10 protein-coding genes and 1 pseudogene are annotated in these 12,368 nt (G+C 64.4%); 7 read left to right on the top strand and 4 right to left on the bottom strand.

Going from position 1 to position 12,368, the window contains the following annotated elements; genetic code table 11:
• Positions 1-185: 185 nt before the first annotated feature.
• Together ACWDTD_RS20125 and ACWDTD_RS20120 are read right to left on the bottom strand one after the other, a co-directional pair.
• Positions 186-1,838 (bottom strand): NERD domain-containing protein, encoded by a 1,653-nt coding sequence (locus ACWDTD_RS20125; protein WP_449748904.1) that lies wholly within the window; start codon positions 1,836-1,838, stop codon positions 186-188.
• 63 nt (positions 1,839-1,901) lie between these two features.
• Positions 1,902-2,399, bottom strand: coding sequence for an HNH endonuclease (locus tag ACWDTD_RS20120; protein WP_449748903.1), 498 nt, complete (start codon positions 2,397-2,399; stop codon positions 1,902-1,904).
• Between the two features lie 162 nt (positions 2,400-2,561).
• Between ACWDTD_RS20120 and ACWDTD_RS20115 the strand changes: the two genes are divergently transcribed.
• Together ACWDTD_RS20115 and ACWDTD_RS20110 are read left to right on the top strand one after the other, a co-directional pair.
• A complete protein-coding gene (locus tag ACWDTD_RS20115) occupies positions 2,562-3,425 on the top strand; it encodes a hypothetical protein (RefSeq protein WP_449748902.1) in 864 nt (287 codons plus the stop codon).
• Positions 3,426-3,579: 154 nt separating this feature from the next.
• Entirely contained in the window at positions 3,580-4,968 is a 1,389-nt protein-coding gene (locus ACWDTD_RS20110) for a serine hydrolase domain-containing protein (RefSeq protein WP_449748901.1), read from the top strand.
• Between the two features lie 85 nt (positions 4,969-5,053).
• Here the strand turns inward: ACWDTD_RS20110 and ACWDTD_RS20105 are convergent, their stop codons facing one another.
• Positions 5,054-5,764, bottom strand: coding sequence for an NUDIX hydrolase (locus tag ACWDTD_RS20105; RefSeq protein ID WP_449748900.1), 711 nt, complete (start codon positions 5,762-5,764; stop codon positions 5,054-5,056).
• A 95-nt stretch (positions 5,765-5,859) separates the two neighbouring features.
• Between ACWDTD_RS20105 and ACWDTD_RS20100 the strand changes: the two genes are divergently transcribed.
• From ACWDTD_RS20100 to ACWDTD_RS20085, 4 genes are all read left to right on the top strand, one after another.
• Positions 5,860-7,128, top strand: coding sequence for a vWA domain-containing protein (locus ACWDTD_RS20100; protein WP_449748899.1), 1,269 nt, complete (start codon positions 5,860-5,862; stop codon positions 7,126-7,128).
• A 247-nt stretch (positions 7,129-7,375) separates the two neighbouring features.
• Positions 7,376-8,125 (top strand): LEM-3-like GIY-YIG domain-containing protein, encoded by a 750-nt coding sequence (locus ACWDTD_RS20095; protein ID WP_449748898.1) that lies wholly within the window; start codon positions 7,376-7,378, stop codon positions 8,123-8,125.
• A gap of 22 nt (positions 8,126-8,147) precedes the next feature.
• The gene (locus ACWDTD_RS20090) at positions 8,148-9,266 is read left to right on the top strand and encodes an ADP-ribosylglycohydrolase family protein (protein ID WP_449748897.1); all 1,119 of its coding nucleotides are present in this window, start codon (positions 8,148-8,150) and stop codon (positions 9,264-9,266) included.
• A 79-nt stretch (positions 9,267-9,345) separates the two neighbouring features.
• Positions 9,346-10,290, top strand: coding sequence for a hypothetical protein (locus ACWDTD_RS20085; protein ID WP_449748896.1), 945 nt, complete (start codon positions 9,346-9,348; stop codon positions 10,288-10,290).
• Positions 10,291-10,317: 27 nt separating this feature from the next.
• Here ACWDTD_RS20085 and ACWDTD_RS20080 read toward each other — a convergent pair whose 3' ends face one another.
• Positions 10,318-10,644, bottom strand: coding sequence for an IS3 family transposase (locus ACWDTD_RS20080; RefSeq protein WP_449748895.1), 327 nt, complete (start codon positions 10,642-10,644; stop codon positions 10,318-10,320).
• Positions 10,645-10,745: 101 nt separating this feature from the next.
• Here ACWDTD_RS20080 and ACWDTD_RS20075 point away from each other — a divergent pair.
• A pseudogene (locus tag ACWDTD_RS20075) lies at positions 10,746-12,290 on the top strand (DEAD/DEAH box helicase family protein); the annotation flags it as partial.
• Positions 12,291-12,368: the final 78 nt, after the last annotated feature.

Raw genomic sequence — 12,368 nt, 5'->3', positions numbered from 1 at the left:
GGACCCGCCCACATCACGCAGGCTCACACCGCAAATCCGACCTACATCTTGGGGTCAGTAGAACCTGTTTCACGCACCGTCAATCCGGAAGAGCCACTATGAGGACAATTCGATCGACGATCCCCACAATCAGGTGCGGGCGGTGGCCGGGCACACCACTTACATCGTGGGGCCGTGACCCGGCGTCACAACCCGAGGCGCCGCGCGACATCCTCGCCGCCGACCCTGCGGACGAAGTCGGGGTCACCGCAGATCACGAGTTGCTCACGCGCACGGGACAATCCGACGTAGAGACGCTCCTTGGAGCGGTCCCGCGGTGTCGTCTCGTTGAGAGCCAGAACCACCACGCGACGTTCGAGTCCCTTGAATCCGAGCACATGGCCATAGAACACCTGGTCGGCGTCCCAGAACGAATCCCAGTACGACGTGTTGCCCTCGTCTTGCCGCGCGACCTGTTCGGGATGCCGGCTGCCGGTGGTGAGCAGGGCGATGTCCTCGGGACGCCAGCCCTCCTCGATGAGAACGTCGATCTGGTCGTCGGCGACGCCGAGCGCCTCGTCGGGCGCGCATGCGATGAAACGCACCTCGGGTCCGTCGCCGCCCCATGGCTCCATCCGCTGTCCGACGAGCGGGCCGAACGTGGTGGCGATCTGGCGGGTGTTGCGCAGGTTGTGGTCGAGCACGATCGGCACCAGCGGCACCGGCGGTGTGCCGTGCCGTTCGAAAACCCGCTGGGCCTCGTCGCTGAACACGTAGATGCCGCTGTCGTCCGGGCTGGTGAGGCATGCCAGCATCGGCTGCCACCACTGGTTGGCGAAGTCCTGTGCCTCGTCGATCACCACGGCGTCGAAGCGTTGTGCCGGCGACAAGTTCTCGGCCAGCTCCGTCATCTCCCGCGGCAGATCGTGTTCCCAGAAATCCTGCGACTGCGCGGTGCGCACGGTCTCGTCGGGTCCGGCCGCCGCACCCCACGTCATGCCCAGTTCGTGGAACTCGCCCACGTAGGCGGGACGGTCCCGCGGCGGCCACCCCGACGTCACTCGCCGCAGGTAGGAGGCCAGTCCGTGCGAGTAGCAGACGAGGGCCACCCGGATGCCACTGCGGGTGAGGCGTCGCGCCTGTTCGAGCGCGAGGAATGTCTTGCCGCTACCCGCACCGCCGCGCACCTCCACCCGGTTCAGCAGGCTGATCGCGTCGAGGATGACCGCCTGATTCTGGGTGAGGGTGTCGGCGGCGTCTTCGTTCTGCAGTGCGCGGGCCACCACATCGTGCTGCGGCAGGCCCCGCCCGGAGAGCACGGTCTGCAGTTGCGCGATGGCATCGGCGTCGAGGGCGCCGTCACGGGAATCCTTGGGCAGCACGGTGTCTCGGATCAACGGGAGCAACTGACGGAGCTGTGTGCGGTCGATGACCTTCCAGCGTGGGCACTCGGGGATCGCGAAGTCGGCGGGCAGTTGCGTGTTGGGGAACACCACGAGGTGACTCCACCGGACCCGGCCGCGAGTCCACCGCGGATCCGCTTCGACGTACGTGCGTAGCGCGTAGCACGCGTCGCGGACCTGCCCCACCGGATCGATGCGTTTCGCGGAGCCGTCGGGCAGCCGCTGCAGCCAGCCGTCGCCGTCGTGCCAGATCTCGCCGCCCTTGACCTCGAGACACGCGATGCCCGCGCCGTCGATGGCGACGACGAAGTCGGCCTCGTGGTCTTTGGTGTGGTCGGTGACTCGTTGCCCGGAGATCACCAGGTCGTCGTCGAGGAGTTGCTCGGTGAGGGCGTCCCAGAGTCGGCGTTCGGCGCCGCTGGCGAATGTCGGCGACGCGTGCAGCTTGTGCGGCATGGGCAAGCCTCCTCGTCGACGGTTCGCGTGCACTATCGCACACGCCTACGACGACGAAGAGGATCAGCCCGTGCTGCTGCGCAGGTTGAACAGTTCCCAGACCTCTTTTTGGTCTTGGGCCCAGGGATCGTAGACGAAGGGGGCGTGCCGCATCGCCATCCCGGCCTGTCGGGGCGTGCGGTTGGCCTTGAATCCGTTGCACGATTTGCAGGCGGCTACCTGGTTACCGAAGGTGCTCTTGCCGCCCGCGGACACCGGCACGATGTGGTCGACGGTGTCGGCGGGTCCGTCGCAGTACGCGCAGATCCACTGGTCACGACGCAGGATGGTGGCGTTGGAGGCATACGAGTCCATCGACTTGCCCGCGAACGGACGGTACGCGTTGCGCTTGATGGCCACCACCTTGTGGATGGGCAGCGTGACAGTGGGTGAATGAACCACCCGAACCAGCGGCGTGCCTTCCACGTTGCGGGCCACGTCGGTGGTCAACAACACGGCGGCACGACGCCAGGTGACGCGCGCGAGTATCTGCAATCCGGCATTGGTGACGAAAATGGTCATACGCTGCTGCGCCACCTCCTCTCGGGAGTCATGGGTAAGTGTGCCATCAGGTCGAGGTCACGTCATGTAGAGCGACGCGGCGCGTCCACGGTAAGTGTCGCGTCGCCCGACGTCGAGGGAGTTTTCGCCGCGGATACCGCGCGCGGCCCATATGCTGCTGTCATGCGCTTTCGAGCTGCCGCGATCATCGGTTCCGCTGCGTGTGTGCTCGCCTTGAGCGCCTGCGCCACCAATTCGTCTCCGTCGGAGGAATCCGCATATTCCTCACCCGCCTACTCGTCGGAGCCGTCGCAGAGTCCCGCGTCCAGTGTCCCGGCGACGGCTCTGCCGACGAGCGGGGTGTGCGGCACCACGAACCTTCCCGGCAACAGCGATGCGCTCACCATCGTCGTCAACAGCGGCAGCCTGACGTGCGGGGACGCCGTCGGCGTGGTCGACAAGTTCGTGGCGCTTCCCGCGGCGCAGCGGGGCGGGCAGTCCGGCAGCATCGATTTCGACGGCTGGCACTGCGAGGCCCCGACACCTGCGGCCATTTCCGTCCTCGGGGTTGCCGCTACCTGCCGCGACGCCGACGGGAACCAGCTCCGCCTGGTGCCGCCGGGCGGATCGACACTGCCGAAGCAGGTGGACATCGGCGAATACTCGCGCGACGACGGGTTGGCCTTCCAGTTCTCGACCGATCAGGGCCGGTGGCAGTGTTCGGTGGATGCGTACTCGTTTCTGACCGGATGTGTCGGGGCGATGCCGAGCACGGCGCCTCAGGTGCGCAACGAGGCCGGCGCGGAGGGCGCACCGAATGCGGTGGAGGTGGGACCGCGCGACCCGGCCAAGTTCCTGTACACCGCGACACCGGTTTTTGTGCCGCGGGAGAACGGCCAACCCACCGAGGCCAAGGATCTGCCGGCGGGTTCGTCGCTGTCGGTGGGCACCAGCACGTGCACGGCCATCCCGTCGGGGGTGCGCTGCCAGAATCGCAGTACCCAGCACGGATTCGAACTCACGCCCACCACCTATCGGCTCTCCTGACCTGAACTCCCGGTGACCCCCCGGGTCGAATCGTCGGGGTCGGATCCGCTGAACCCGCCCGTGCGTGGGCGGTGACGTGTCAGGCTCCACACAAGGCACGCTCGCGACGGTCAGGGGGTCTGGGGTGTCGGATCAATCGTGCGCGGGAGCGCGGGTGTCGGCGGCAGTGGTGGTGCTTGCACTTGTCGCGGTGATCATCGGGGTGGCCGTCGCCCCGCCGTCGAGCGCGGCGCCGTCCGCCGATCGGCGCTGTGGGCAACCGACCGGAGCGTCCGCACCAGTGCGCGCCACGCCCGCCAGTGTCGGTATCGACAAGGCGGGACTCGACGACGCCATCGCATTCGCGGCGTCACGCCTGCGCACCCATGTTCAGGTGTTCCGCTACAACTGCGTGATCGGGAGCGGTCCGCTCAATGCGGTGACCGGTGACATTCCGTGGAATCTGTTCAGCTCCACCAAGAGTGTGGTGTCGATGCTGGCGGGAATCGCCTACACGCAGGGCAAGCTGGATCTGGGGGCGTCGATCGCCCGGTACCTGCCGGGCGAGGTGGACCGCGCGCACGCCGCGATCACGGTGCGCGACTTGCTGACCCAGTCGTCGGGGTTACGGCAGTCGATCATCACCGAGGCGATTCCCTCGGGCCTCGACGTGGACCCGAACATCGCCAAACAAGCACTGGCACTGCCCGTTCAGCATCGGCCCGGCACCTTCTTCGAGTACACCCAGCACGGACCGGACCTGCTCGCCTATGTGGTGCAGCGGGCCGTCGGTGAGGATCTGCAGACGTTCGGTCAACGGAACCTGTTCGGGCCGTTGGGTATTGCGCAGCACGACTACTACTGGGCCCGGGATCGCTCGGGGCACACCTACGGCTATGCATTCTTGTTCATGCCGCCTGCCGACTACTCCCGGCTGGGTCTGCTGATGATCAACGACGGCGTGTGGGGTGGTCGACGGATCATCGACTCCGGATACATCCGGCAGTTACACACGCCGTCGGCCACCAATCGTTGCTACGGGTATCTGTTCTGGGTCAATGCGCAGCCGTGCACCGGGCCGTCGTTCCCGTCGCGGCAGACGTATCCGGTGGCGCCGCTGGCGGGTCTGCCGCCGGACGCGTACGCGATGGTCGGCTTTCTGCAGCAGAACAACTTCATCGTGCCGAGCCTGGGGCTGATGGTGAGTTGGACCGGACTTCTCGGTGACGTGTCGCCCGATCCTGCCACCCTGCTCTCCGCGAGTGCCAACAGCGAGCTCTACCACACCTTCTTCCGGAAGCTGGTGGCCGCGTTTCGGTCACCGCGTATCGCCGACCCGGGTCCGTATCAGGCGACGATGAACCTGAACTTCGACCCGATGCAGTTCACCGATCCGAATATCACGCTGGGCGCCTTGGGTTTTGGTCCATACGCGCCGAAGGGATGCACGGCGCTCGCGTGCGGGCCGACGCCGCTGCGGGCGCCGTTGCAGGGCAACCCTGGCTGTTTCGCGCTGGCGTGCCTGCCGGGGCTGCCCGACTCGCCGGGGCGGCGGGGTGGGTGAGGCGGGATCGGTGAGGGGAGCGCCGATCATTCTTCTGCGCCGGGCAAGAGTGTCGCGGCCACACGGATGAGTGGCACGGTTCCTGTCATTCGCCTTTGCTCGGCAGTTTCCACCCGAACGTCGCGGTGGGCGGTGCGCTCTTGAGAAACAGTCGCGCGGGGCGGCCCCCGCCGATCCGGGTCTCCGGGTTGCCGTCGGCGTCCACCTTGGGTTCGAGCAGTGGCTGCACCCGGCGGTTGAACGAGTCGCGCATGAGGCGGCGCCCGAGGATCGCTTCGTGGAGTTCACGCAGGTCGGAGAGGGTGTAGGGCTCGCGAAGGAGGTTGTCGGGGTCGGGGCGGTCCTCGTAGCGTTCGCGAAGATTGTCGGTGGCGGCTGCAATGATCAGATCGTGGTCATAGAGCAACTGCTCTCCGGACGCCAGCCGGCCGTCGGCGCGCACGGCAACGAGTTCGCCCGTCACCTCGGTGAGCGCGTCGGAGCGCAAGGCCACCACGTGTGCGATCGAGATCGTCCATCCGCGAGGGTCCCGGTCAGGATCGCTGAACACCGCAAGCAGATGCGGTCGGACGCGATCGGGCGAGAGCCCCAGTTTGAGTTCGAGCACTTCGCGCACCGTCGCATCGACGGTGTGGCGTTCCCGGATGAATCGGCCCGGTAGCGCGGCTCGGCCCGTGTCGGGGTTGCGTTGCACCACCACGTGCAGCGCCGCGTCGATCACGGTCAGCACCGCAATGTCGACGGCAACGTTGGGGCGCGGATAGCTGTCGAGTCGCTGACTGGATGTGGCGGCCACGACTTGACCCTATGCGAATGTCCGCGCAAAGTAGTAACCTCAGAATTGCGAAAAGTAGCCTCGGTCGAGATGCCGGGGCGGGAAAGGAGCTCGCGATGAAGTTCTCCTCCGCTCTCGACGTCAACGTCGTGGCACATGAATCCGCCGATGAGGTGGCCGTTCTGCTCGACCTGCAGGCACCGGACGCCCCGTCCGCCGAGCGTGCGCCGACCGCGCTGCAGATCGTGCTCGACCGCAGCGGGTCGATGTCGGGTCCGCCGCTCGACGGAGCGAAGAAGGCGTTGGCCGGGGTGATCGCCCAGCTCGACCCGCAGGATGTGTTCGGCGTCGTCACCTTCGACGACGAGGCACAGGTGGTGGTGCCGGCGGGGACGCTGGCCGACAAGCAGCGCGCGATGGACGCAGTGGGCTCCATCACGCCGGGCGGATGCACCGACCTGTCGTCGGGTTACCTGCGCGGGCTGCAGGAACTGCATCGCGCGACCGGCAAAGTCGGCATTCGTGGCGGGACCGTCCTGGTGATCAGCGACGGTCACGTGAACCGCGGTCTCTGCGATGTCGACGAGTTCGCGTCGATCACCGCGAAGGCCGCGGCCGACGGTGTGGTGACGTCGACCCTCGGTTATGGGCGCGGCTACGACGAGACACTGCTGAGTGCGATCACGCGCTCGGGCAACGGGAATCACGTGTTCGCCGACGATCCCGATGCCGCCGGCGCGGCCATCGCGGGCGAGGTGGAGGGCCTGTTGTCGAAGTCGGCACAGGCGGTGACGCTCACCGTGCGGTTCAAGCCCGAGGTGCAGCTGAGTCTGTACAACGACCTGCCCGCACACCAGGTGGACGACGGCGAGGTGATGATCGAGCTCGGCGACTTCTATGCGCTCGAGAATCGCAAGCTGTTGCTCAAGTTCGCGTTCGACGGTCTCGCATCGCTCGGTCTGGCCCAGATCGGCGAGTTCGAGCTGCGCTACGTGGAGACAGCGACCCTCACCGAACACGCGGTCACGCTGCCGGTGTCGGTAAACGTGGTGCCCGGTGACGAACTCGGCGAACGGATTCCCGACCCGGTGGTGCAGTCGGAGAAGCTGTATCAGGAGGGGCAGGCGGCCAAACTGCGGGCGTCGGAGGCGTACGAGGCCGGTGACCTCGACGCGGGCGAATCCTACCTGCGCGACTCCCGGTCAAGCTTGATCTCGTCGGCCATGATGGCCGCTCCCCCGGAACGCGCCGCCATCGAACGCGAACTGGAGATGATCGAGGAGCTCGGCAACGCGGCACCGACCGCCGGTGCGGGATACGTGTCCAAGATGACGCGGGACTCGTATCACCAGGGCAACCGGAAGCGCGGGCGCCGGCGGGGCTGATTCGGCGCTGCGCGCTGCGCGCTGGTTGAGCGCCAACCGCTGGTTGAGCGCCCCACATCTGGTTGAGCGCGCTGCGCGCCGGTTGAGCCCCACTGCTGGTTGAGCCTGTCGAACGCCCACCGCCAGTTGAGCGCCCCACCGCTGGTTGAGCACGCTGCACGCTGGTTGAGCCCCACCGCTGGTTGAGCCTGTCGAAACCACCACCGCCAGCGCGTTTCGCACTCCATTCACAAGAAGCGAGGCAACCATGACCACGATCGACGTGGTTCGGCTCCCCCAGATAGAACGCCAGTATTGGCCATTCTTTCGCACCCTTGCCGAATACATCGACCCCGAAAGCCAGCTCCCCGGGGTAGACGATCCAAGAATGCGAGCGGCGGAGATCACCGATGTGATTGAAGTACTCGTTCGTAACGGCGGCCGGACGTTTCGTGATCGCGACCAGGCCGACGGAATGATGTTCGGAGGACTCGGCGGTGGTGGTTTCGGAATCCCTATCTGGATGCGCGAAATGGCGCTCGCACTTCTCCAGCCCGCCGAAGCCCAGGGCCCCGACGTGCCAGATTCCATCCCTCGCGCAGTAGTCCGCAACCTCGGCGTCTACGTCTACGCTCTGGTCGACCCCAGAACCGGAACGGCGTTCTATGTCGGAAAAGGCAAGGGAAACAGCGTGTTCAAGCACGTCTGGAGGGCCCTGAAGTCCGCCGACTCACACGGTTCGTCGTCGGGCAACCACGCTCCGGCCCGACCACTCTCACCAAAGAGACAGCAAATCCAGGAGATCTACGCCGACGGCTTCGGAGTGGAACACTGGATCATCCGACACGGCATCAAGAACGGCGCTTCCGCCGAGGCCCTGGCGTACGCGAGTGTGCAGAACCTCGTTGCTTTCGCTGGATTGACCGGCATCAAGCGCTGCACTCGAGGGCGCCGTAACGCGACTCTCGACGACGGCCCCTACCGAGCCGAAGACCTCATCGCACTGTATTCAAACTGACCGGACCGGAAGAGAAGACCGCATGCCTGCTCTGACCCCCGCCCAATCCGACCGCGCCGCAGGCGTTCTCCTCGGCACCGCCGTGGGCGACGCACTCGGTGTTCCGTACGAGTTCGACCATCGTGTCCTCCGCGACGGCGAGGAAGCGGAGATGCTGGGCGGTGGCCCATTCGGATTCGAGTCCGCCGAGTGGAGCGATGACACCTCGATGGCGATGGCCATCGCCGACGTTGTCGCCACCGGCGCCGATCTGACATCCGGCGAGGCACTCGACGCCATCGCCGCCAACTTCCTGGAGTGGCTCGACAGCGAACCGAAGGACATGGGCAATCAGACGAGTGCGGTGCTGCGCGCCACGCGCCGCCGTCTGCGATCCGACCCGGATGCCGGGCCGGGGCGGGTGATGCGGGAGGAGGCGTTGATCTACGCCTCCACGAATCCTCGATCGGCGGGCAACGGTGCGTTGATGCGCACCGCCCCGGTCGCGCTGGCTCATCTCGATGATCGGAACACCCTCGCCGATGCGGCGAGGTCGATCGCCGGCCTCACCCACGCCGATCCGCTTGCGGGCGATTCGTGCGTGGTGTGGTGCGAGGCCATCCGAATCGCGGTGCTTCAGGGACGGTTCGACGTGGCCGCGGGTCTGGACCTGTTGCCTTCCGAACGCGTCGACCACTGGGCTGACTGGCTCGAACAAGCGGCGACAAAGCCACCGAGCACGTTCAACCCGAACGGCTTCACCGTCCCCGCGCTGCAGGCGGCGGCAGCGTCAATTCTCCAGACGCCCGTACCAGACGAGGACGCCGGACGTCACTTTGCAGAGTCGCTGTTCACCGCGATTCGCATCGGACACGACACCGACACTGTCGCCGCGATCGCGGGTGGACTGTTGGGTGCGCGGTGGGGTGCCGGAGCGGTGCCGGAACATTGGATCGACGACGTGCTCAGACAGCAGACAACCAAGCTTCTTACCCGCCAGGTCGCACGAGAAACAGGCCCGAACCGCATCACAAGCACCTTTCAATCGAGTAAGGCTGGCCGCAGCGACTGGCGGGTCCGGGCGATCGATATTCAATGCAGATCAGCTTCGATTGAGAGTATTGGCACGTGTTCATTGCTATCGCGGTATGTTCACATTTAGACTCGGACTGCTTGGAACTATTCTGGAGACGACTATGACTACCCCTCTGTTCTCCACTTACCGACAAGGAGAGAACCGGGTGACCGCTTCTCTTCTCGCAGTAATGGAGAGACTTCCTGTGTACTTGCTGGAGCGCTTACTCGGCGCCGCTGCCGGTGACTCCGCACTCTCGTTAGTGGCTTTCACTAACCAGGTCCGCATTGGAGCAAGGCACAGTCGGGTACCAGATGCAGGGATTACGGCACACGTCCAATGGCTCTTCGAAGTGAAGACCGAGATTGACGCAGTAGACGAGAAGCAGCTCAGGGGGCATCTGAAACTGTTCACGGATAACGACGAGATACAGTCGCGGCTCTTCGTTCTGACACCGGATGAGATTGAACCGAAGGTGATTGCTGCCCTAAAAGACGACCGGGTTGTTTGGTTTAGCTTCGCCCAACTGAACAAGGCCATCGACAGCCTGCTGGATGAGCAGCGCGACCTCGCCGGTGAGCGAATCACCTTCTTGCTTCGTGAACTACAAACTCTCTTCTACCAAGATGGGCTTCTTGACCGCGACAACGTGGTCGTGGTCGCGGCGAGGTGGGCATATCCTGAGTATCTGGCAAACTCTGTTTACATCTGCCAACCTGGTCGTTCCTTCAAGTCTGGAGTAAGTCATATGGCTTTCTATGCAGAAAGCGAGATAAAGCCAGAGGTTGCCCGTATCCTAGATAGGCGAGACCAGGTGGTGTTTAGTCGTACAAATGCCGAGGCGCTATCCGCATCATCAGAAGAGTTCGACAAAGAAGTCGGACGTCAGATTATTCGATCATTGAATAGCGAGATCCGCGCGGAAGACCAGCCTCACCAAATATTCTTACTCACGGCAGCAAAATCATCAGATACGATTCGCCTCGGCCACCCTATTGTCAATGATGCAACCGACAAGGCCGGTAAGCCGTGCGCGTGGACCTTCGAGCAGCGCTACACGCGCACGGCCTCTCTCCGCCAGGAGCCTACGACCACTTCCGGGTTGAAATAGAAACAACTCTGCATCAAGAGACCCGGATCACCGTAGGCCTCGGCGCCCGCGAGGAACATCGGGCGGTCGCGGTAACCTACTCCGTTTACCAGGACGCACGCCCACACTACTTTTCGGTGTATCCGCGACAACGGCCGCCACCGACGACTGGCCGGCCCGTTTGCGGCGCGGACTACGCCGCACTTGCAGGTCTCCCTCCTTCCACAATCGGTGCACCTCCTTCTTGTTGATCTCGATGCCGTCGTCGAAGCGCACGTGTGCCCAGGCTCGGCGGAGCCCGTGACGGTGGTTCTTGCGCGCATAGGTGCGAAGCTGCTCGCGCAGTGCGGCGTCGGGATCGGCTGGGGTCTGCACTCGTGGCAATCACGCGTTTTCCCGGGCGATCTCAGCGTCGGCGGGCAGCCGCTTGACCTCGCGTGAAGGAAGGCGTCGGTGTCGTGTGATCTACTCCTCTGGTGATTGATCCTCTTGTCCCTGGCCTCTACGAGTCGGTGCTCACCACGAAAATCCAAGAACAGCTCGCCGAGTCTGCGCTCGATCCGGATTTTGAGCACATCTCGGAAGACGTTGCGCCGCAAGTCTATGCACGGCATATCGCCTCCCTTGTCGAGCGACACCTGCGTCTTGTCGACAGGGGAAAGCGCCGCGACGCGGCCAACTTGATCATTGACCAGCTCACAGACGGAGCAATCGACAGCATTGCTCGCGATGAGCTGCTGGGGTCACTACACCCGACCAACGTGCCTGCACCCCTTCGGCCTTCGACGCCGCTATCCGAGGTCGCTTTGCTGACCAACACTCGTGACGAGCCCAACATGGCCAGCGAGATCTCGCGGGAGCTGACGAGCGCAGATCATGTTGACTTGCTTTGTGCGTTCATTCGTTTCGCCGGCATCGCTGTAATTGGACGCGAGTTGCGGGCGCTGCACGAACGAGGCGTCCAGCTGCGGGTCATCACCACGACCTACCGCGGCGCCACCGAACGTCGAGCAATCGACGACCTTGTGACAAGGTATGGGGCGGAAGTTCGTATCCGCTACGAGACAGCCTCGACCCGACTGCATGCCAAAGCCTGGCTGTTTCGCCGCAATTCCGGATTCGACACCGGCTACGTCGGAAGCTCAAACCTGTCGCGTTCAGCACTCGTCGACGGACTGGAGTGGAATGTCCGGATCTCGAATGTCACTACGCCCGCCCTCGCTCGAAAGTTCGAGGCTACGTTCGACACCTACTGGAACGACCCCGCGTTCAAGCCCTACGATCCGATAACGGACGCTGAACGCCTCGACACTGCACTGGCGGAAGCGGGCGGTTCCGGTTCCGGCCGCGAGACAATCACCCTGTCAGGACTCGATGTCCAGCCCTACCCGCATCAGGAGCGAATCCTGGAAGCGTTGGACGTCGCTCGCGTGGTTCACGGTCAGCATCGCAACCTTGTGGTGGCCGCGACTGGCACGGGCAAGACCGTCGTTGCTGCCCTCGATTATCGGCGGCTGTGCAACGCAAACGAATCAAACCTGACCCTGCTCTTTGTGGCTCATCGCAAAGAGATTCTTGAGCAATCACTGCGGAAATACCGAGAGGTCCTAGGGGACGGCAGCTTCGGCGAACTCTTCGTCGACGGCCGACGGCCGACGGCGTGGCGTCACGTATTCGCGAGTATCCAATCTCTGAATGGCCACGGCCGCGGAGCCGTCGACATCTCAGACTTCGACGTGGTGGTCGTCGACGAGTTCCACCACGCCGCCGCTTCCAGCTACACCAGACTTCTTTCACAAGGCGAGCCGCGCGAGCTCCTTGGACTCACTGCTACCCCGGAGCGCACGGACTCCCTCGATATCTTGCGGTGGTTCGGGGGGCGCCCAACCTACGAGCTGCGTCTCTGGGACGCCCTAGAGCAAGACCTTCTCTGTCCGTTCCACTATTTCGGCATCGCTGACAACACTGACCTGCGCGACATTGCATGGTCGCGAGGCGACTACAGAGATATTGTCAAGATCTGTGGATGAGGTTGTTTCAGGCAGCCTCCTGCTGGTCGGGTGAGGCGGTGCCGGGTTCGACGAGTTCGCCGTTTTTGA

Source organism: Gordonia sp. NPDC003425, from assembly GCF_053588635.1.
The sequence above is the reverse complement of the archived record's forward strand: the minus strand, read 5'-3'. Positions and strand labels throughout refer to the sequence as shown.